Origin of the sequence: Dickeya dadantii NCPPB 898 (genome assembly GCF_000406145.1) — a bacterium.
Classification (GTDB): domain Bacteria; phylum Pseudomonadota; class Gammaproteobacteria; order Enterobacterales; family Enterobacteriaceae; genus Dickeya; species Dickeya dadantii.
In genome coordinates, this window is the sequence record NZ_CM001976.1 from 424,746 (window position 1) to 446,829 (window position 22,084).

Annotated in this window: 16 protein-coding genes, 1 tRNA gene and 2 pseudogenes; 15 read left to right on the forward strand and 4 right to left on the reverse strand. The window is 45.2% G+C overall.

What is annotated here, in order from left to right; all coding sequences use genetic code 11:
- The first annotated feature begins 1 nt into the window (after window position 1).
- The 5 genes from lptG to DDA898_RS02430 all read left to right on the forward strand — a co-directional run bounded on the left by lptG (window position 2) and on the right by DDA898_RS02430 (window position 5,995).
- The gene (gene lptG / locus DDA898_RS02410; RefSeq protein ID WP_013316106.1) at window positions 2-1,072 is read left to right on the forward strand and encodes an LPS export ABC transporter permease LptG; all 1,071 of its coding nucleotides are present in this window, start codon (window positions 2-4) and stop codon (window positions 1,070-1,072) included.
- 362 nt (window positions 1,073-1,434) lie between these two features.
- Window positions 1,435-1,519 (forward strand) — tRNA-Leu (locus DDA898_RS02415).
- A 219-nt stretch (window positions 1,520-1,738) separates the two neighbouring features.
- Window positions 1,739-3,007, forward strand: a complete 1,269-nt coding sequence (locus DDA898_RS02420) for a tyrosine-type recombinase/integrase (RefSeq protein WP_038910093.1) — start codon at window positions 1,739-1,741, stop codon at window positions 3,005-3,007.
- A gap of 98 nt (window positions 3,008-3,105) precedes the next feature.
- Window positions 3,106-4,323, forward strand: a complete 1,218-nt coding sequence (gene dgt, locus DDA898_RS02425) for a dGTP triphosphohydrolase (RefSeq protein WP_038910094.1) — start codon at window positions 3,106-3,108, stop codon at window positions 4,321-4,323.
- A gap of 43 nt (window positions 4,324-4,366) precedes the next feature.
- Window positions 4,367-5,995 carry a TIGR04141 family sporadically distributed protein gene (locus DDA898_RS02430; protein ID WP_038910095.1) on the forward strand — a complete coding sequence of 543 codons (1,629 nt, stop codon included), beginning with the start codon at window positions 4,367-4,369 and terminating at the stop codon, window positions 5,993-5,995.
- A gap of 223 nt (window positions 5,996-6,218) precedes the next feature.
- Here DDA898_RS02430 and DDA898_RS02435 read toward each other — a convergent pair whose 3' ends face one another.
- The 3 genes from DDA898_RS02435 to DDA898_RS02445 are packed head-to-tail and all read right to left on the reverse strand — an operon-like array spanning window position 6,219 to window position 7,391.
- Window positions 6,219-6,620, reverse strand: a complete 402-nt coding sequence (locus tag DDA898_RS02435; RefSeq protein WP_038910096.1) for a hypothetical protein — start codon at window positions 6,618-6,620, stop codon at window positions 6,219-6,221.
- 28 nt (window positions 6,621-6,648) lie between these two features.
- Window positions 6,649-7,128 carry a GNAT family N-acetyltransferase gene (locus DDA898_RS02440; RefSeq protein WP_013316117.1) on the reverse strand — a complete coding sequence of 160 codons (480 nt, stop codon included), beginning with the start codon at window positions 7,126-7,128 and terminating at the stop codon, window positions 6,649-6,651.
- Complete coding sequence (locus tag DDA898_RS02445) at window positions 7,119-7,391, reverse strand: type II toxin-antitoxin system TacA family antitoxin (protein WP_013316118.1); 273 nt, start codon at window positions 7,389-7,391, stop codon at window positions 7,119-7,121. Before DDA898_RS02445 ends, DDA898_RS02440 begins: the two co-directional genes overlap by 10 nt.
- Window positions 7,392-7,880: 489 nt before the next feature.
- Here DDA898_RS02445 and DDA898_RS23940 point away from each other — a divergent pair, with 489 nt between their 5' ends.
- From DDA898_RS23940 to DDA898_RS02485, 8 genes and pseudogenes are all read left to right on the forward strand, one after another.
- On the forward strand, window positions 7,881-8,129 hold the full coding sequence (locus DDA898_RS23940; RefSeq protein WP_038910097.1) for an Arm DNA-binding domain-containing protein: 249 nt from the start codon (window positions 7,881-7,883) through the stop codon (window positions 8,127-8,129).
- Window positions 8,104-8,339: pseudogene (locus DDA898_RS23945) on the forward strand (integrase); the annotation flags it as partial. The gene DDA898_RS23940 and the pseudogene DDA898_RS23945, both read left to right, overlap by 26 nt.
- 26 nt (window positions 8,340-8,365) lie before the next feature.
- Window positions 8,366-9,223: a DUF5677 domain-containing protein gene (locus DDA898_RS02460; RefSeq protein ID WP_038910100.1), complete on the forward strand. Its 858-nt coding sequence runs from the start codon at window positions 8,366-8,368 to the stop codon at window positions 9,221-9,223.
- A 573-nt stretch (window positions 9,224-9,796) separates the two neighbouring features.
- The gene (locus DDA898_RS21680; protein WP_159077855.1) at window positions 9,797-11,971 is read left to right on the forward strand and encodes a sigma-70 family RNA polymerase sigma factor; all 2,175 of its coding nucleotides are present in this window, start codon (window positions 9,797-9,799) and stop codon (window positions 11,969-11,971) included.
- Window positions 11,971-13,464: an ATP-binding protein gene (locus DDA898_RS02470; RefSeq protein WP_201765879.1), complete on the forward strand. Its 1,494-nt coding sequence runs from the start codon at window positions 11,971-11,973 to the stop codon at window positions 13,462-13,464. Before DDA898_RS21680 ends, DDA898_RS02470 begins: the two co-directional genes overlap by 1 nt.
- A 2-nt stretch (window positions 13,465-13,466) precedes the next feature.
- Window positions 13,467-16,370 (forward strand): Z1 domain-containing protein, encoded by a 2,904-nt coding sequence (locus DDA898_RS02475; protein ID WP_236616699.1) that lies wholly within the window; start codon window positions 13,467-13,469, stop codon window positions 16,368-16,370.
- Window positions 16,354-17,367: a PD-(D/E)XK motif protein gene (locus DDA898_RS02480; protein WP_038910103.1), complete on the forward strand. Its 1,014-nt coding sequence runs from the start codon at window positions 16,354-16,356 to the stop codon at window positions 17,365-17,367. Before DDA898_RS02475 ends, DDA898_RS02480 begins: the two co-directional genes overlap by 17 nt.
- Entirely contained in the window at window positions 17,364-19,190 is a 1,827-nt protein-coding gene (locus DDA898_RS02485; protein ID WP_050570164.1) for an AIPR family protein, read from the forward strand. Before DDA898_RS02480 ends, DDA898_RS02485 begins: the two co-directional genes overlap by 4 nt.
- A gap of 97 nt (window positions 19,191-19,287) precedes the next feature.
- Here DDA898_RS02485 and DDA898_RS02490 read toward each other — a convergent pair whose 3' ends face one another.
- Window positions 19,288-20,859, reverse strand: coding sequence for a DNA cytosine methyltransferase (locus tag DDA898_RS02490; RefSeq protein WP_038910104.1), 1,572 nt, complete (start codon window positions 20,857-20,859; stop codon window positions 19,288-19,290).
- A 65-nt stretch (window positions 20,860-20,924) separates the two neighbouring features.
- Between DDA898_RS02490 and DDA898_RS02495 the strand changes: the two genes are divergently transcribed.
- Both DDA898_RS02495 and DDA898_RS21920 read left to right on the forward strand, forming a co-directional pair.
- The gene (locus DDA898_RS02495; protein WP_038910106.1) at window positions 20,925-21,383 is read left to right on the forward strand and encodes a very short patch repair endonuclease; all 459 of its coding nucleotides are present in this window, start codon (window positions 20,925-20,927) and stop codon (window positions 21,381-21,383) included.
- 293 nt (window positions 21,384-21,676) lie between these two features.
- A pseudogene (locus tag DDA898_RS21920) lies at window positions 21,677-21,889 on the forward strand (integrase core domain-containing protein); the annotation flags it as partial.
- Between the last annotated feature and the right edge of the window lie 195 nt (window positions 21,890-22,084).

Genomic DNA, 22,084 nt, shown 5'->3' on the forward strand with positions numbered 1-22,084 from the left:
GATGTTTCGCGTACTGGACCGCTATATCGGTAAAACCATTTTCAACACCATCATGATGACGTTGTTCATGTTGGTGTCGCTGTCCGGCATCATCAAGTTTGTCGATCAGCTACGTAAAGTCGGGCAGGGCGGTTACTCGGTGATGGGCGCCGGGCTGTATACGCTGCTCAGCGTGCCGAAAGACATTGAGATTTTCTTCCCGATGGCTGCGCTGTTGGGCGCGCTGCTCGGGCTTGGCACCCTCGCCACCCGCAGCGAGCTGGTGGTGATGCAGGCTTCCGGCTTTACCCGCTTGCAGATTGCCGCCGCGGTGATGAAAACCGCCATTCCGCTGGTGTTGCTGACTATGGCGATTGGCGAATGGATGGCACCGGCGGGCGAGCAGATGGCCCGCAACTACCGTTCCCAGATGATGTACGGCGGCTCGATGCTCTCGACCCAAGGCGGGTTATGGGCCAAAGACGGCAATGATTTTGTCTACATCCAGCGGGTGGCGGGAGAAAACGAACTAGCCGGCGTCAATATCTACCACTTCGACAAACAAAGTAAACTGTTGTCGATACGCTACGCCGCATCGGCCCTGTATGAGAACGGCACCTGGAAACTGTCTCAGGTTGAAGAGTCCGACCTGCGCGACAGCAAACAGATTGGCGGCAGCCAGACGGTGAGCGGCGAATGGAAAACCAACCTGACGCCGGACAAGCTCGGCGTGGTGGCGCTGGATCCGGACGCGCTATCGATCCGCGGTCTGTTCGACTATATCAACTACTTGCACCAGAGCGGCCAGGAAGCGAGCCGCTATCAGCTCAACATGTGGAGCAAGCTGTTCGCCCCGCTGTCGGTGGCGGTGATGATGCTGATGGCGCTGTCATTTATTTTCGGCCCGCTACGCAGCGTGCCGGCCGGCGTGCGTATCGTGATCGGCATCAGCTTTGGTTTTCTGTTCTACGTGCTGGACCAAATCTTCGGCCCGCTCAGTCTGGTGTACCACATTCCGCCGGTGCTGGGGGCGTCGCTGCCGAGCGCACTGTTCCTGTTTATCAGCATCATGCTGCTGCTGAAACGGCGCTGATTCACCTTTCCCACTAAACGGGTGAGCTGCGGCTCGCCCGTTTTTTTATCAGCGCTAAACCGCTGCGTTGGGCGTGGCGATGGTTGGTCTTCCATCGGTGCATGCCGGCAGTGATGAGGCGTGTTGTCCGGTATCAATGATGAAGGTCTGCCGCATCGCCGGGTGTGTCTTTTTAACGCGCGCCATTGCTCGCTGGCTTCAGGACACGTCGGGAATAATGCTACGACGGCAAGGCATTAAGACGATGAAACCTCGACAACGGCGATTTTTTCAGCGCTCGCAACGCCATACGACGGATTGGGGTTGCGCCGGGCCCGCACCACGGTATAATCCACCACGTTTTCCGCAAAGTACTACTTCGTGCCGAAGTGGCGAAATCGGTAGACGCAGTTGATTCAAAATCAACCGTAGAAATACGTGCCGGTTCGAGTCCGGCCTTCGGCACCAAAATTCAAAAATCAAGCCATCTTCGGGTGGCTTTTTTTGTGTCCGCTATCGTCCATTGACTTCCATATATCATTGTTAAATAACTATTTATCCTGATTTTATTGTCTGGGTGGATTGTGCGTTTTTTCCACAGTGGTCTTTTTGCATCCGTTGTAATCCAGATTATTTGGGGGTCAAGATAAGGGTCAATTCGCTTCGATTATGAGTTGACCCCCAATTATGGCCCTGACTGACGTTGTTGCTCGTACCGCTAAGCCCCGCGAGAAAGCCTACAAGCTTGCGGATGCACATGGCCTGTACCTTCTGGTGAGTCCTAACGGTTCTAAGCGCTGGTATCTCAAGTACCGTTTCGACGGTAAGGAAAGCCGGATTGCTTTCGGTGCCTACCCGCTGATCTCGCTGGCGAAGGCCAGGGAGAAACGCAACGAGGTGCGATTACTGCTGTCAGAAGGCATCCACCCAACGGAAAAGCGGGAAGAAGAGAAAGAACAGGCACAGGATGCACTGAACACCTTTGAAAAGGTGGCAAGAGACTGGCACCGAAACATCAGCCAAAACCGATGGTCACAAACACACGCCGGACGGGTATGGCGTGACATGGAGCGCAATATTCTGCCTGCCATCGGCCAGCGCCACATCGCTGACCTGAAAACCAAAGACCTGCTTGAACCGCTTAAAGCCGTGGAGCAAAACGGCCATCTTGATTTGGCGTCGCGGCTACGCCAGCGCGTTACCGATATCATGCGTTACGCGGTACAAAATGACCTGATAGAGCGCAACCCGGCGCAGGATCTCACCGGGGCGATAGCTGCGCCAAAGGCAACGCATCGGCCAGCCTTGAAGCTCGATAAACTGCCTGGCTTTCTGGCACGGATTGAACGCTACAAAGGGCGAGCGTTAACCCGATTGGCTTTAAAACTCACCCTGTGCGTTTTTATCCGTTCCAGTGAGCTACGCTTTGCCCGTTGGCCGGAAATCGACTTTAAACGTGCGATGTGGACGATACCGCCCGAACGTGAAGCCATCCCCGGAGTGAAACACTCACAGCGTGGTGCAAAGATGCGCTCTGAACATTTGGTGCCGTTATCCCGACAGGCTTTAGCACTGTTGGAAGAGATTAAGGCTATCAGCGGCGCTCACGAACTGATCTTCCCCGGCGACCACCGACCAACCAAACCGATGAGTGAAAACACCATCAACAGTGCATTGCGAACAATGGGCTATGACACTACCACCGAAGTATGCGGACACGGCTTCCGCACGATGGCCTGTAGCGCGTTGGTTGAGTCCGGTCAGTGGTCGCGGGATGCGGTAGAGCGGCAAATGAGCCATCAGGAACGCAATGGCGTCCGTGCTGCTTATATCTATAAAGCGGAACATCTTGAGGAACGCAAGCTGATGCTGCAATGGTGGGCAGATTATCTGGATGCCAACCGGGAAGAGCATGTCGTGCCGTATGAGTTTATAAATCGTGGTGTAAAAGCATAAAAGACAATTATTTATAACAATAAATCATAACTAATTAACGTTTATCTTTTCCCGATATTCTACTATTAGATAATAGTAATCATGGAAAGGTAAATGCTATGTATAATGAAGACGTTAAGGAATTTGCGAAAGAAGAAGAGAAAAAACTATTAAGCTTGGACTGTCGCTACTTTACCGAAGATAGTCGGCGTTCAGTTGATAGAGATCCATTTATGCGTGATTACGCACGGATTCTTTATTCGTCATCTTTTCGGCGCTTACAGGGAAAGATGCAACTTTTAGATATAGATCCAAGCAAATTTACAAGAAATAGATTAACGCATAGCTTAGAGGTTGCGCAAATTGCACGCTCAATAGCTACAGATTTAGGCTTAGAAAACCCCGTGGTTGCTGAATCAGCATCTTTAGCTCATGATCTTGGTAATCCACCATTCGGCCATAATGGTGAAAAAATTTTAAATGAACTTATAAAAGATCAAGGCGGATTTGAGGGTAATGCACAGACGTTTAGGATATTAAGAATACTAGAAAAAAAACATCATTCTTTTTCCGGATTAAATCTTACTCTTCGAACAATGCTGTCAGTAACTAAATATTTTAATAGGAAGGGATTAAGTAATAAAAAATTTATTTATGATGATGATTTTCAGTTCTTAAGTGATGAATTAAATAAAAGGAACATAGGTATTATTAAAAGTATTGATGCTCAGATTATGGATATTGCCGATGAAATTGCTTATGCTGCGCATGATTTAGAGGATGCTTTAAGCATGAATTATATAACTATGGGCGAGCTTTTGCATGAGTTTAAGATAAGTGTTGAATTTAAGGATGCGTTTGATGATATAAGTGAGATATATGAAATGGTTCATAAGGATGCGTTATTATCTCATAGGCTTTGTACTTCTGAAGAATTTGCGTTGATTGAAAGAAAAGAATTGACTTCAAATATAGTTAATGTTCTCTGTAATGATATAGATATAGTCAAAGATGATAATAGTATATCCTTGTTAGGATATAGAACGAAAAGTAAGTTAGCTGTAGGCTTGAAGAAGCTTTTGTTTAAAGCTGTTTTGAGAAAAAGAAATATACAATTTTATGAGTTAAAGGGTGAGAATATAATTAAAGGTCTTTTTGAAGTTTATACTAGTGCATTAAATAGGAATAATCTATTATTTCCCCCTGAGATAAGAAATTTACCTGATTCTAAGGAAAAGTTAGCTATAGATCATATCGCAGGTATGATGGATTCGTTTGCTATTCAGGAGTATGAACGATTCTTTGGCATTGGTAGCGCTAATATAATAATGAAATAATTGCCATTTGGTTTTTATAAAAACAAATAAAATGAGATATTATATGAAAAAACCTCAACCTAGAAAGGAAAAGCTTTCTATATATCTCGTAAGAAATGCCAATAAAAAAGATGATGAATTCATAAAAATAGATAAGGCTAAAAATGGAATTGAGATAAAATTAGATGGAGTTGATTATGCATTTCTATATGCAAAAAATAGTTTTAAAAATACTCCATCTTGGACAAAATTGTTTACTCATTATGAGCATATAAATGCAGATTATTTTGGTATGTCTAGCAACGTTGGTGCTGTTTTTGTTGTTAGAGCTTTTGGGTATGCTTTTATTTTATCATTTGGTTCCGGTTTTCACTTAATAAAAGATGAAGAAATAGAAAGGGACTTCGGTTTAAGAGTAACATTAAATTCAGTTGATCCAGACAAACTGAGAAGCTTAGATAAAGCTAGTTATGATCATAATCCTTTAAATTCCCGAACGCAAAGTACAAAAGATGTAGATATTTTTAATCTTCATTTAGATTCAGAGTCAGAGTTGCTTTACGCAGTAACTGGGACTTCTTTGGTTAAAGAATTTGGTAGTCAAGTTACTGGGAGAGATGCTCTCACACTTGCAGTTGATATTACTTTGGAACAAATATCAGGAATTCTTCATGAAGCAATTTCGAGATATAAGAAAAAACTACCTGATAAGTTTTCTTGGGTTGAGAATATCAACAGGGTTCGTGATCAAGATGAAATTGATATTCTTGATTTGGAGTTGGATGACTATTTTTCATCTGGGTGTTATACCAATTTTTGGTTAGGAGAACCTGAGATAGTTGATTGGGAGGGGCAAGTTGGATATTCGTTTGATATGTATCCCAGAACACCTAGGTATATTATTTTGACATTAGATGATTATATAGAATATCTTAATGGTGAGCCCATTTCTGTATTCAGGCTTAAGGGTGACGTTATTCATATAAATAATAGTGATTTTATATCAACCAAATCTTGGTCTGTATATAGATGTTTGTATGCTGAAATAATTTTTGGTGATGCGTATTATATATTAAGAAATGGAGTGTGGTATAAAATAAATCAAGATTTTGTTAACTCTGTTGATGAATATCTCGTTGATTTAAGTGATTATGATTTTGATTTTCCTATCTATGATCATGAAAGAGAAGATATTTATAACGATTACCTTTGTAAAAATTATTCTAACTTTTCTTTAATGGATAAAAAGAATATAGCAATAGGTGGAGTATACGATAAATTGGAACATTGTGATCTTATTCGAAATGGATGTGATTTTATTCATGTTAAATATTACAGAAGCTCTGGTACATTAAGTCATTTATTCTTTCAAGGTATGGTTGCCGCAGAAGCATTCATTAAGGACAAAGATTATAGAAAAAAGTTAAACCCTAAATTGCCTGAATCCATAAGATTAGATGATGTAAACTCAAGGCCAAATCCCAATAAATATAAAGTTGTTTATGCTATAGCGACAGTTAAGAACCTGCCACAGGAATTACCTTTCTTTTCTAAAGTAACATTAAAAAACACTCTAAAGACATTAAAGGCCTTGGGTTATATTGTATCAATAGCAAGAATTGATATATCTCCTATAATTCTTAAGATTAAGAAATGCAAGCCTAAAAAATATCATCTTAATAATTTTAATTAATATAAATTTAATGAGGATATTCGGAATGACTTTAAATTTTTAAAAATCATTGCGTTGATTTTTTAATCAATTTGTTCTTGTTTCCACCGCGCCCGCCCCCTCCCCAAAAAGGGGGCGGGCGCGGTGCCAGACGCTATCATGATTGGCAAACCATAAGGTCTGGTTGCTACTAATAACGTTAATTGGTTGGCTTTCGACTAATACTGATGGGAAATGACGCCATTTATTTTAAATCAGCATGCTTAAATGTTTGTTCGCCAGCCTGGCTATTTGTCATTTTTAGCATGCTATTCTCTTCTGTATAAGTGATTAAGGCGTCATTCGGGTTATCTCGCCAACGGCCTATGTAGTTAGGTTCCGAATCACTTCCAGCGGTTCGCCATAGCACTCGTGACCCTTCTATCATCTTGCACTGATATTTCCACAGGCTATTATCACTTGGCCTGTGATATTGCAAATTAACGAGATCCCCATTCACTTTTGTTTTCATTATTTTGGGTTCTTTTGCGAACTCCATTGACATGGCTGCTTTACAGATTTCAGCATTCGAGAAGGGAGCTGAAAAAGCGGGAATAGCCATTAATGAGGTACTTAAAATCAGAGAGAACTTAATTAAATGCTTCATAAACCCTCTTTATTTTGATAAAAATTTATTACCATAACGATAATAATAAGGTGTGTTCCTGTATTTCTGACGGGACAAAACCCCAGTATTGGTAGAACGCTTTTGCCTCATCAGATAACGCATGTACCAATAACGCTTTGTTGCCTACCTGCTGCGCTACATTGCGGGAGCGGAGTACCGCATCTTTCAGAAGCCCGGCACCGATCCCCATACGTTGATAACGTTCATCAACGGCTAATCGGCCAAGTACCAGAACAGGAATGGGGTCAGGCATATTGCGCCGGAATGCGCCCGGTGCAACCTGACGCTGGATGCTACCCGACGCGAGGGCATAGAACCCCACCACACGCTGTGTACCGGCTTCACACACCACGAAGGTGCGTGAAGCGCCCAGCGTCTGATTTTTTAACGCCTTGCGTTTCAGCCATTCATTCAATGACGGCTCGGAACAATGAAAATCCACAACTGCATGTTGAGGCAGCAATAATTCAGGTGCCGTTATTCCCACGGAGATTTCCTGTTCAGTAATGCATTCACACGCGGATTATCTGTGACTGGTGATTCCAACACCTGAATGAAAGCATCATATTGTTCATCATTGACCAGAAACAGCCTTTGATCCAACAACACATCCTCAGCCTCACGGCAGGCAGCATCAAGGATAAACTCTGTTCTTGATTTCGACAGCAATTTAGCGGCGACATCAATCAGCTCCCGCTGTGATGCTTTAGCACGAATATTAATCGGCATTTCTTTTGGCTCTGTTCGCATCGTGACCTCTCTGTGTAGCGAATAGCTATACATCCAGTATAGTGAACGGTACAGCAAATAGCCACACGCCATTCATGAACAACATTTTCGTCATAGCGGGGTTGGGTTAGGATCTGTTACACGGAATCGAACCGGAACGGATAAGAATTAATCTTATTGATAAAATGACGTGATATAGCTCATTGAAAACATGGGCTAAAAATGAAGTGGGGGCATAAAAGGGGGCACCTAAATTAGGTTGGTGAGTATTAAATTTTATTATTCAATCAATTACATCATTTTGCGTGTCCGGCCTTCGCACCAACAGTATATAAATAGACGTCAACCGACGTCTTTTTTTATGCCTGAAATCCAGTATTTACCCGCCTTTCCCGCTATATTCATTCTCTCAGGGTCAACCGACATCTATGTACATCTACCAACAGTTGTTGGTACAGCTGATGGTATTTTCGGTTCGATAATGCTTGTACCAACGGGGAGGAAATAAGTATGGCGCTCACTGATATCAAAGTCAGAACAGCCAAGCCTTCGGATAAGCAATACAAGCTGACCGACGGCAATGGTATGCATCTGCTGGTTCATCCCAATGGCTCAAAGTATTGGCGCTTTCGTTTCGGTGGTAAACAGCACCTGATAGCGTTTGGCGTCTATCCCGAAGTTTCACTGGCTGATGCCAGACATAAAAGAGAAGCTGCCAGTGGACTGACCCCGCCACGGCTTTCGCACCATGGCCTGTAGCTTACTGATTGAATCAGGATTATGGTCGAGGGATGCGATGGAACGGCAGATGAGCCACATGGAGCGCAACTCGGTACGAGCGGCGTATATCCTAAAGCTGAGTATCTGGATGAGCGTAAGCTTATGCTGCAATGGTGGGCAGATTTTCTGGATGCTAATAGGGAAAAGGCGGTGAGTGCGTTTGATTTTGGTAAGATAAAAAGTCGTTAGACACGTATTCTGAATCAGGGGATATTATGTATACGGATGAGTTATTGGCTATTCAATCTGATTGGTCAAAAAAATCATTGTTATTAATGAGAAAACTTCTAACATTAATGACTCCGGTTGCTTTATTTGACCAATGGACTAAAGAAGAGCAAAGTACGATTGGTTTTTTGCTTGCTGCATCAGCAAGGTCAACAGAAAGTCTATTTTTATTGACCTCATATGGGCAGCTTTGGGACGCAGAAATGATGCAAAGGGCTATCATTGAAGCATCGTTAAAATTTGTATTTCTTCTTGAATCTAGAGAAACATTTAAAGATAGGTTTAATGAATACTCAACAGCGCAATACGAGATATCCCTACTCAAGGATGATAATAAGGTTTTAGAGCTATTAAGCATCCTGCCTAACTCTGATGATGAAAAATGGCTCCCTTTGCGGGAACGTTTGCTTGCTGATGAGGAAAGAAAAATGATTAATGAAACGTACGATAAAAGTTATCGCAGATCTCTTGAAACGCGATGGGGGTTTACTAGTATTATAGGAAGTTTGACCCGTAGCGGAAAACTATTTCATGGGTTAAGTGAATTATCATATGGGTACTCTGTATCAAGCCATGTTCTACATGCCGATTATTTAGGGGTAGTACTACCGATTGAAAGAGATAGTAGAGAGCATGAGAATCGATCTGCTTTACATTTGGCTCATTTGAGTAGACATATCTCTGATGCTTTCACATGCCTGATCATGCGACTATATGCTGGATATCGATTTGTCGGGATAGATACGGCGGCCATAAATGAAGCTATTAAGAAAATAGATGATCTACAGGTACCATTTCGTGAAGAATATAATAAATGGATAGATATAGAATACGGAGGTAAATAGAATTAAGAACGAGCCTGTCCACTAATGCTGGGTAATATCATGAATGCAGTCCATTTTCAGATAGTGAAAAAAATTCCACGCAAGCATTATCATAACAACAACCCTTGACACTCATACCGCCTCGAAAATTATGTTGTATCAACCAACTAATAAGGTAAAAGATAACTATGCACAATAATATCGCAAGAACCTTTGAAAATGGTTCGTCGAGTCCATAGTAATTTTTTGTTATTAAATCAATTAATTATTAAAACTATGAGTTACATCAATATATTAGACTCTAAATTGTTCAAACTTGGTTTTTTGTGGATTTGATGGGTTAGTATACTTCAATTACACAATTGGCATGGCACTGAAGTAAGCACCGTTAGCCTTAGTAAGCTCCTTGGGACATTAGCAAGAGCTTCGCCATTCTCGGTAAAGGCAATATCGGTTAGTCCTTGGGGCACTTATACCGAGTTGAAGGGTTATCTTTGCATCGTTTACGAGGCAAAGAATATGATGTCATTCCTTTTCCTGTGAGGATGACGTTGTGTACTGATTTATATGGGGTCTCGAACTTTGGATAGCATTGTGGGAAAGCTCAATCCGCTATTGCGGCTAGCAGCCATCTCGGGCGTCGAAGCTGCGATCACATTCCATATTCTTCGGGGTGATGACTTGGATGCCCGCGATAGCAGTGGCTCAACGCCTCTGATCCTCGCCGCATCTAGGAGAAACAGCGGGGCTGTAAGGCTTCTACTTGACGCGGGGGCAAATCCGACACTTGTCGATCCAGAAGGGATGAATGCTCTAGCGCATGCCTTACGAGCCAATTGCCTAGAGACAATTGAGATACTAAGTGAGGCATTCAATATGCCACCCTTGGAGGCCACTGAGTCAGATGAAGTAATTACCAACAATCAGGAAAAGATATCCTCTTGCTTCGATAAAATATCTGATGGCCAGGCATCGGGGAGCGAATCCCACGCAGTGGGCAAGAATATCCCTACCTCTCCTGAATATCACTTCGAGCCCATTTCCCCCAAGGCAACGACTCGATATATTTTTGAAGTCGATTCCCTTTCTCTAGATCCTCTTTCCTTGGATGCTGAATTTGAGGACAACTGGGAAGTTGAGATTAACCCTGTTGCGCCTGTTGGTGACCAACATGTTGCAGAGGCCGTCAAGAATGTTTACAAGGCGATAGGTCAACATAAGGCAGTAGATAACGACGAGGACTGGGGTGATATCGATCTCTATCTTCCTGTAATAAAATCCATTTTAGACCATGAGGGCGTTGATTATACCCTCCGGGTTTTCCTCCTTGCAGCAATCCGCGATGGGATTATTTCTGAAGAAAACCTTGTTGAACTTTGCTTAAACGCCAACGGATCACGCAATGAAGATTTTGAGAGATTCATTGGTATTGCTGCAGGAGAGCTTGGTGCGATTGTGGACGAACAGAGTGGAGTCACTATAAATGATACCTCTCTCGATGAGTCGTCTCTTGAGGAAAAACTCCTTCTCGATGAAGCAATTGAGTTCATCAAGGATCTAGCCTCGGATCACAATGAACCGTTCAGATTTTATTCCAAGGATATCCGATGCAGGCTTCTTGAGGCCAAAGAAGAGATCGCTCTTAGTCGAGAGATGGAAGAGGCTTGGCAAGATGTGCTATCGGTCCTTGCTCAATGGCCAGAAGGACTCGCGGTGTTATTTGACTGTGCTGAAAAGGTTTTGAGAGGGGAGGTTGATGCTGGAGCGTTCAGCACTGGACCTGATTTGCTCCTAGAAGATGGGGCAACAGAACTGGAGGATGTGTACGATGAGGATGAAGAGGAAAAAGAGCATGATGCCGGCTCAGCATTTATGACTGCTATAGCAGCCGTTCGGAGTAAGATTGGAGACTTCCAGCGAACCAAAGAAGCATTAGAAGCGGCTAAGCTAACTCGCGGATTTCTTTTTGAGCTAGCCGAACGAGCCAAAGATGATTCTAATGCAAAGGGCCTTACTGATGCTCTTGAGCGGCAGTCCTATGCTCGGGATCGCTTGATTCAGTGTAATCTTAGACTCGCTTTATCCATTGCCAAGAAGCACCGGTGGTCAGGAGTGCCGATGGACGATCTTGTTCAAGAGGCAAACATTGGCCTTATAAAAGCGGTTGAACGCTACGACTGGCGCAGAGGTTTTCGCTTCTCTACATACGCAACGTGGTGGATTCGTCAACAGATAACACGTTCCATTGCTGACAAAAGTAGGAGTGTTAGGGCACCGGTACACGTTCAGGATAAGGCTTGGAAGATCATACGGGAGCGCAATGAGATCGAGTTGCAGAGAGGGTACCCTGAGCGTGATATCGACACAGCTTCGCGGCTCGGAATTCCGCTATCAAAAATATGGATTCTCCTGTCGATATTTGATGATGCAGAGTCTCTTGATGAGATCGATTTGAATATGAGTTGTGCTCGAGTGGAGCTTCTCGTGAATCGGAATGCCTCGGCACCATTTAAGCTTGTTGAGAATTCGTCTCTCTCCTCTACGCTCTCGGGAATGCTGGAAGAGTTAGATGAAAGGTCTCGCACAGTGATTATGTATCGCTTTGGATTAGGCAACATTGACGCGATGACCTTGGAAGAGGTAGGGCAGATCTTCGGGGTTACACGTGAGCGTATCCGCCAAATAGAGTCCAAAGCGATGCAGAAACTTTCTAGTGAGAAAAGGAAGGAGATCTTGGCTTCCTTTATGAGCGAGGATGATTATCAATAATGCAGAAAACCAGATATGCGCCGCCGAAAGCCAATGCAATGATGGAGGCTCTCAGAGGGCTCGGTTATTCAACCGCAGCAGCCTTGGCTGATGTTGTAGACAACGCTGTGTCTGCAGGTTCTGCAGAGGTGTATCTGCGATTTGAATGGGATGGAACGCAAAGCTGTATTTCGATACTAGATGATGGTCATGGAATGACTGATACCGAGCTTGAGACTGCCATGACCCTTGGGACGATAAATCCTTTGGATGAAAGGACTGCGACTGATCTCGGACGTTTTGGTATGGGTCTGAAGACTGCCTCGTTTTCCCAATGCCGTAGGCTTACTGTTGCTTCCAAGCGAGAAGGCGGAGTTCTGGTTTGTTTACGCTGGGACTTGGACGCTATCGCTACAGATCCGCAGGTTGGTTGGCGTATGTTCGAGGGACCAGCATTAGGCTCCGAGCGGTTCTTTGAACCGCTAAACGACTTAAGCTCGGGGACGCTCGTTCTTTGGGAATTAATGGACAGAGTTGTCATGCCCGGTACGAACTTGGATCACTTTGCCGACCTAATTGATGATGTGGAATCCCGTTTATCGATGACCTTCCATCGCCTTATTGAGGGGCCTCGCCCAGATTTCCGCCTGTTCATCAATGGCAAACTGGTGGTCCCTTGGGATCCGTTCATGGTTGGCCACCCTGCTAAAGCCTTGGAATCTCCCATAGAGCGCAGAATCACTCAGTCAGGAGTTTTGGAGGTCCAATGCCATGTTCTCCCGCACAAAGATAAATTATCTGACGAGGATCTTTTCAAGGCTGGCGGCCCTGACGGCTGGATATCTCAGCAAGGGTTCTATGTCTATCGTAACAAAAGACTCCTTCTGGCCGGTAGTTGGCTAGGGCTTGGAAGAGGGAGAGCATGGAGCAGGGATGAATCGCATCGACTTGCGAGAATCCGGGTTGATATGCCGAATACCGCCGACGCAGATTGGAAGATCGATGTTAAGAAGTCCACTGCCCGACCACCGGTTTTTGTCCGTAACTGGTTGACTGGAATAGCAGAAAACACGAGAGACAGAGCTCGTAAGGTATTCGCCTTCCGAGGATCGCCGACGTCTAGGTTGAGCAGTGCTCCCATCGAGCAGACTTGGCGGGTTGAACATCTGAAGAGCGGCGTTCGATACCGCATAGATGAGACGCACCCTGCCGTCGCGGCAGTTATTGAGGTTTGTTCAGACCGAAAGCATCTTGTTAGAGCGATGCTCCGGGTTATTGAGGAGACAGTCCCTGTCCAACGGATATGGCTCGATACTGCCGAGAACAAGGACACTCCTAGAACAGGGTTTGATGGGGAACCGAACGAAGCTGTTATACAGGTTGCGAGTGTCCTTTTTAATGATTTGATCGAGCGCAAGGGACTGAGTGTTGAGGAAGCCCGTAAGTCAATGCTCAAGACTGAGCCCTTCCAAAAATATCCCTCACTAATTGCAAATTTACAGAGAGATGAATGAACATGATGGAAGAGGTTGGCTTGCAAGCTGAGCTACTAGAAAACGTCATCGCCACGGCTCAACGGCTAGTAAAGGCAGAGAAAGATAAATCTAAGATAACCCCGGCGTTCATTGCTGAGAAGGTGAGTTTTGCCACGAAGATGTTTGCTGATGACTCACTTCACTCGGTGGATCAAAATCAGGCTATTGCCATACTAATTCAGCGTTTCAGTCACCGAATCGGTAAGCCAACCACGTTGAAGAACGATGTAGACCATGTCGACTGGCTTTCTGCAGCGAGAAAACGTGATTGGCGCTATTGGCGTCGATATGGAGACTACTTGGAATCCAAGCTTTCCGACGTTGTAGTCGAGGGGCTTAACGAGACCACTGATGATATCCTCAGCCTCCTGGAGGATCCAGAAAGATCGGACTCATGGGATCGTAGGGGGCTTGTTGTCGGGCATGTGCAATCAGGCAAGACCAGCAACTACTCAGGACTAATTTGTAAGGCAGCTGATGCTGGCTATAAGATTATCATCGTCCTTGCAGGCATGCATAATAACTTGAGGTCGCAAACTCAGATGCGGCTAGAAGAGAGTTTTCTTGGCTACGAGACGACCACTGATCGTGATGTCGGTATACCAATAGGTGTTGCAGAGTTCGGTGATGACCTGAAGACCAACTCTGCAACAACGCGGGCTGAGAACGGTGATTTTAGTAAAGCGATTGCGAGGCGATTTCACGGTATATCTCCAGAGGAGAGGCCATGGCTTTTCGTTGTAAAGAAGCAAAAGACCGTCCTCACAGCTCTGTTGGACTGGATTCAAAAACGAGTAGCGGACAGCACCGACTCAATTGATGGTCGCAAGCTTGTGACTAAACTTCCGCTTCTAATGATCGACGACGAGGCAGATAACGCGTCAGTTGATACTGGAGAGCAGATATTCAAGGATGATGGTACACCTGACGAAGAGCATCAGCCTAAGACTATTAACAGTCTTATTCGTCAGATCCTTCATACCTTCACTAGGAAGGCGTATGTTGGCTATACTGCAACGCCTTTTGCCAACATTTTTATCCACCACAAAGGTGCAACAGCGAAGGAAGGCCCTGATCTTTTCCCTCGTTCGTTCATCATCAATTTAGCAGCTCCATCCAATTACGTTGGTCCTACGCAGATGTTTGGCAAGATGACGAAGGATGGCCGTACGGAGGGGCTGCCTCTATCTAGAAACATCTGTGATCATTACGACCCCAAGTCAGAGTCTGGGTGGATGCCACCAAAGCACAAGAAGACTCATATCCCTAATTACAACGGCGAAGAGGCGATTCCTCCATCGTTGCAGCAAGCTATCTACACGTTCATTTTGTCATGTGCTGCCCGTCAATTACGAGGGCAAGGCACCCAACATAGCTCCATGCTGATTCACGTCACCCGTTTCGTTGATGTTCAAAAGCTCGTGTGCGAACAGGTCGATAAGACGGTACGTCGCATGCGGCAGCGTATAACTCGAGGAATGGGGGCGGAGGAGATTCTGGGACAGTTGCACCAACTTTGGAACGATGACTTTCTTCCTGTTCGAGACAAAGTTGCAGTGCTCCTACCAAAAGAGGAGTGTCCTCCGAAAATGCCGACTTGGAATGATATTCTCGCTGTTCTGCCTGAGGTGCTGGAGGATATAGAGGTTCGCTCTATTAATGGTACTGCCAAGGATGCTCTCGATTATGCAACACTAGGTGCGGCTTTGAAAGTAATTGCGATAGGGGGCGACAAGCTTGCTCGTGGACTTACGTTGGAAGGGCTATGTGTAAGCTACTTTGTGCGCACAACGAAGATGTATGACACGCTAATGCAGATGGGGCGCTGGTTCGGTTATCGCCCTGGTTATCTGGACTTATGTAGACTGTACACATCCCCCGACTTGGTGAGATGGTTTGGGCATATTGCTGATGCTTCGGAGGAACTCCGTGATGAGTTCGATTTCATGGCAGAAGCAAAGCTCACTCCAGAGCAGTATGGGCTTAAAGTGATGTCACATGATGTTATGACTGTAACTTCCCCCTTGAAGATGCGTAATTCACAGACTCTTTCATTTACTTATAGTGGAGCGCGATCCCAAACTATCCTCTTTCATCGTGATTCCAAAATTCAGCAGCAAAATCTCGATGCTACAGATGCTTTGGTTATGTCTCTTGGCACCTATTGGATAGAATCACCGAAATATGAACGCGAAGGAAACCCTGATTCTTGGCCTGATGCACGTCTTTGGAGGGATGTAGGTGTTTCCAAAGTTCTTGATTTTCTCAACACCTATTCAACGTATCCTGCGCCCCGCGCAAATGCAGCTGTATTGTCCGAATTTATCTCGAAAATGGTTGATACAGGCCAATTAACCAAATGGAGTGTCGCTTTGCTCGGGGGCGGTAATGGCAATGGGGAAATCCATACTTTCCCCGGAGGAGTTCCCTCAAAGAAGTACTTAATCCGTAAAACCGAAGAATTGGGGTCGCTTGACCAGCAGGAGGCTAAGACCTTCGCTATTGGCGTGCTTACTGACCCGAAAGATGAAAGTATAGATCTTAGCGATGACATTTGGCATAAAGCCTTAAATTTAACTCGTGCTGCTTGGAAACCGGACCCTGCTCGTGGCCGCGACAAACAACCAGATTTTCCAAGCGGCAAAGGTATCCGAGAGATTCGTGGGAAGCTCGGTGGTGAGACTGACAGAGGACTACTGCTACTCTACCCACTTTCCCCCCATTCGTCCTACAAAGGTAAACAACAGGACGAGTTAATTGTTCCCGGATGGAATAAACCAATCATGGCTTTCGCTATTGCTTTCCCTGCTAGCGACAAAGCGATTGAGGTGGAGTACAAAGCTAACCTGCTTTATTGGATGCAAGAATATGGCCCGTCAGAGTGAAGAATTCATTTTAGCTTGGCTGTCGCTCTCCAGTGACAGTGAAGTTCCAGGCTGGCAGGCTATTTCGCTACCGTCTTCAGGGGCCGTCGAGCTTCAGGCTGGTCGGCGCTTGCCGGATAACGCTGAGGCAGTTTTGTTCTCTTTCCCTACAGCGCGTTTAGCTCGTGCTGAGAAGCTGCCCGAGGGCAAGGGATTCTTGGTGGAGAAGGCAGAAGCTATGGGGACGAATGATCTCCTATTAGCATTGACCCGACAGGAGGAAGGGAACTTAGAGTTGTTTACTTTAATGGTCTGCGATGTTGTTGGTGCAATAGATGAAGGAGTTGCTGAAGGCGTTGCAGAGTCTGGCCTCTTGCGAATTCTGGTCAGACGAGTACTTGCGTGGCAACAGTTTATGTCTCGCGGTTTGAGCCCTCTAGGTCCTGAAGCAGAGTTGGGCCTTATGGGAGAGCTCTACTTTATGACCCTTCTTCTTGATTTGCAGTTGCCGCCCATGGAGGTTCTGAGTGCATGGGTTGGTCCCGATGATGCGCCTCAAGATTTCCTTCTAGGTGATGGGGCAATCGAAGTGAAAGCGACTATGTCTTCCTCTGGCTTTCCCGTTAGGATAAGTTCGCTGGAGCAATTAGACGACGCTGTCTCTTCGCCATTGTTCTTGGCGGCTATCAGGTTTATCAGGCTGGAGGAAGGGTTTACCTTGCCAGAGATAGTTGCCGAGATTGAGCAACGTCTTAAAGGCCAGCCCGCATCGGTCAACTTTTTTTGTGAGCGGCTCATGCTTGTTGGATACTCTTGGGCTCATATGAGCAACTACACTCGAAGATTTAAACCAAAAGAGAAACTTTATTTTTCAATATCCGAAGGTTTTCCTCGTTTAACTCTAGGATCCGTCCCCATCGGAGTGACGCGAGCGCAGTACGAAATAAACTTGGACCATGCTAGGGACTTCCTTACTGAGCTTGATGTGGTTCTCAAAAAACTAGGAGTTAGTGGATGACCCTTGATGATTTTCTGTCTGAAACCCGGGCTGAAATAGCGGCTCAAATGAGCGATGGTTCTTCCTTCACGGAATTGATCTTTTGTGAGGTGGTGATGCAACACCTCATGGAAGCAGGAATGACTTTTGAACCCGTTGTTTGTCATTTTCAAGGGAAAGTCGGTAATGCGAATCTGAGGCTGAGTGGCTACACCATTTCTGAAGATCTTGACCAACTTGACCTGTTTGTCAGTCTCTACGAGGGATTCGAGGTTCTAACGCCGATCCAAGAGCAAGATACAAAGATGGCCGCTCAGCATTGTGTTCGCTTTCTTGAACTTTGTGCAACGGGCCGTCTTCTGAACAAACTCGATCCATCAAGCGATGTCTACTCACTCGCCCTTATTATCAGCGAGATATATGATAGTTTGGAACAAGTACGTGTATTTGTTCTCACGGATGGCGTTGCCAAGTCCAAGAGTTTTAAACCCCGTGATGTTGGAGGTAAGACAGTTCGACTCGAGGTTATGGACATAGAGCGACTCTTTCGACATCGTTCCGAGGGCAAGCCGCGCGACGAACTTGTGATCGACTTCAAGGATGTTTCAGGTTCCCCACTTCCGTGTGTTTATATTCCTGGAGATACAGGAGATTACGATTACGCACTGACCGCCATCCCTGGTGAGGCTTTGCGGTTCATCTACGAGAAGTTTGGCCCTAGGCTCCTTGAAGCCAACGTACGGTCTTTTCTTAGCGTCAAATCTAGAGGGGTCAATGCAGGTATCCAAAACACCTTACGCTCAGCACCAGAACGCTTTATGGCCTTCAACAATGGCATCGTTCTTGTGGCCGACGAGATGAAGCTCGAACGGGCTAATGACGGCTCTCCTGGAATCATTTGGTTACGTGGAATGCAGATAGTGAACGGTGGTCAAACTACTGCCTCTATCTATTTCGCAAAGAAGAAATACTCGGATACCGACTTAAGCAAGGTCAGGGTCCCTGCAAAGATCATTGTCATTAAGGAGGCTGACCCTACAAAAGAAGAATCGCTAGTCTCCGATATCTCACGATATGCTAACTCCCAAAATTCAGTGCGGCAGTCGGATCTCTCAGCGAATAAGCCATTCCATGTTGAGGTAGAGAGACAGTCACTGGCAATTTATTGTCCAGATGGTGTTGGCCGTTGGTTTTATGAGCGAGCAGCGGGAAGCTACAATACACTTCTCATCCGTGAGGGAACAACCCCAGCTAGGCTTCGTGCACTGAAGGATTCTGTGCCAACATCTCGCAAGATCACCAAGACCGAGTTGGCGAAATATTTCATGGCTTGGGATGTTAGACCGGAGATAGTTAGCCTTGGAACGCAGAAGTGTTTTGAGCGCTTCATGACTATGCTCAGTGAGGTTGAAGCGGCTGGGAAACCTATTGTATCAGATTCAGTTTTCTTTAAAACGTTAGTTGCCAAAGCCATTGTGTTCAAGATCGTTCACAAAACGGCCCGTCCGCACGTTTCCGCTTTCCTTGCAAACGTTGCTGCTTACACCGTAGCAGTTGTGGCCGATTACTATCGCGATACCTTTGATTTGGAGAAAGTTTGGCTTCGACAGAGTGTTTCACCACAATTAATAGAGCAAGTCAAGGTCTGGTCCCTTGAGGTGAACAACCGTCTTCACGAGACAGCCAAAGGAAAGATGATTTCGGAATGGGCCAAACGACCCGAATGCCGGGAGGAAATGTTTGCACGTCCTTTCTCTCCACCGTCAGTGGATATTCCTGAATTACGTCGACCTGAATTTGTTCAAGTGAGGCAAGAACATTCAGAAATTCCCGCAGAGGATTGAGTGCCAAATATTGATTAGCTACAGCCATTACAAGCTATTTACTGAAGCAATGGCTGATATATAAACTGTCTATAATGGGGCGTAGGCCTTGGAACTTCTACGCTAAAATATTGGCTACAATTCCTGCGATTTGGTTTGCCAAAAATGGAGGAACGGCATTCCCGACTTGGTGATACTGCTGAGTTCTTCCACCTTGGAAAAAATAGTTATCTGGGAATGTTTGCAATCTGGCAGCCTCCCTTACTGTCAAGCTTCTACATTGTAATAGGTCGTAATGTATGAAGTAGTGGCCATCTTTCGATATGTGGCTCGTGATTGTTGTTGATGGACTATTTTCAATTTGCACTCTAAATCGGTCTGAAAATTTACCTGTTTTCCAGTTTTTATGCGCTGGGGCTAAACCTGGCAAGTTAAATTCTTTGTGCCCTTTAGGAGAACGCTTATGAATTGATGCAAAGCATGCTGCATAACCGTAGCGTGCCAGATCGTCTATACGATGCCCACGAGCCTCATGGTTTAGCCAGACTTTCAGCCGTGGCTCCAAAAACCATTTATCTAGATAGTCATGAGCAGTCTGACCGGAAGAATCACCTTTAGGCATCCGTGTACCACCAGTGTTAGTAACATGGCCAATTTCATTCGAAGCTTTTTCCAATCGGCTTGATAAAGTTTTTTCGTGTCCCGGAAACTTGGCGGCGTGTTTGGCAAGCTGGTGTAATTGCCAACGAACCTGATTTTTCCATTGTTCGCTAGTATCTTCTTGTCTACTCAAAAGGCTTCTTAAGGGCGGAAGGTTTCCAATCGCCTCTTTAACGCTCACTGTAGCTTGCGCTAACAATTTCGGTAGTTTTTCTTTGTAGCGATTTTCTCGGATCCCTAACAAAATGACTCTGTGACGGGCTTGAGGTACACCATACTCTTCAGTACGAATGATATACTTCGTAGCATCTAATTGGCTTGGGTCATCACCATCACAGAACTCCTGCTCGCTCACTAATGAAACGATTCGATAGCACTGTCCATTTGAGGAGGAGTGGAGCGCGGCACTTGGGTTGGCTAGATCTTTCAAAATTTGATTGAATATTTTTTCGCCATTTATTTTGGACGAAAGAATTCCCTTCACATTTTCCATCACAAAAATATCAGGCTGGTAACTCTGGATAATTCGGAGATACTCACGATAGAGGAAGTGACGGTGATCCTCTTCTGGTTTGTAATCGGCAATTCCTTTGTTTCTGGCTCTACCAACAAGTGAGTAGGCTTGACAAGGTGGACCGCCTATCAAAACCCAAGGCTGGTCAGTTCCATGTTTTTCCTGCATTTCTTGAATGGCTTCATCGAGAGCTGTATTTCCGTTCGGACTACCGATTTCAATGCACATTGCTTCTTTGCCAGCTAGCTCCCAGAGATCTTTCGTCTCGGTGCTGAATGGTGTGTCTGCCTCACCATTACAAAAGCGATAATAGTCATCGAGATTGTCTGGTCTATTGTTAGTCAACAATCTATAGAACGCTCTGAGGCGGAGTGTTTGATGGGCGATAGAATCTTTTTCAGCAGAAACAGCAATTTGAAAAACATCGCCATTTTTAAATGATGAAAAGCCTTCCCCTAATCCTCCTGGTCCGGCAAAAAGGTCTACTACAGGAATCGGCAACAAAATGCTACTCATGGTATATATCGGTGGGTTTAGTGGTATCCAGGATACCAGGAAGAGAAGCGAACGGAAAGAAATCTATGGATGTCGTCGATCGTAAGACTCGTTCCCGCATGATGTCCGGTATTAAGGGAAAAAATACACAACCGGAATTGATGATACGGAAATTTTTGCATGCACAAGGTTTTAGGTACCGTTTGCATGTAAGCAGTCTACCGGGTAAACCTGATATCGTCTTGCCACGGTACAAATTGTGCATTTTTGTCCACGGTTGCTTCTGGCATCGTCATGATGGATGCAGGTATGCTACGACCCCAAAAACCAGACCAGAATTCTGGATGAAAAAATTTGCTGTCAATAGGCAGCGTGATATCCAAGTCAAAATGCAGCTACATGCTGCGGGATGGCGTGTATTCGAAATCTGGGAATGTGGTTTCAGAGACCAAAGCGATGAGTCTATCAATTGGCTGCCAGAGTATATTAACAGTGATATCGCGATGCTCAGTTGGCCAGACTATGTTTGTAGTGGGGATCGATGACTATCTGCGTTCTGATCCTGAATATGCTCGAGCCATAACTGGCTTAATTAAAGATGTCGGCGCAATGGTTTATCCGGTGATAAACAGCAAAAACATGAGTCCTAGCTGTATTTGGAAACGGTTCAAAGAATGTTTACGATGAAAGGCGTTAACCATTTTAGCAAAACTCAAGATGTATTGGTCCAATATCCTGTAGTTTTTCACTACAATTCTGACTAAACTTTCTGCGCGACCCGGCGGTGATATAGATATTATTACTTGCCGAAATATCGGCGACGCACAAATTCGTACCGGATGCGTTTATCGAACGGTTCAACCGGGCGTACCGTACAGAAATACTGGATCTTTACCTGTTCAGGACGCTGAATGAAGCCCGGGAAATCATAGAGCTCTGGCTGGCTGAATATAACAGCGAGCGGCCCCATGAATCCCTGAATAACCTGACGCCGGAAGAGTACCGGCTGATGGCTGAAAAACCGGAAATCTCAAAAAGTGCGTGGAACTAAAACGGGTGTGCTTACAGTATGACTTTATACCTACGAATAACGTCTATTTTTTGTGCGGATTTTGACTCGCGGGTACAAGTGCGGGTATAACTATTTATTCCTGCTAATAAACTACATTTATATCAGTCTATTAGGTGTGAAATTCGAGTCCGGCCTTCGCACCAAAATTCAAAAATCAAGCCACCTTCGGGTGGC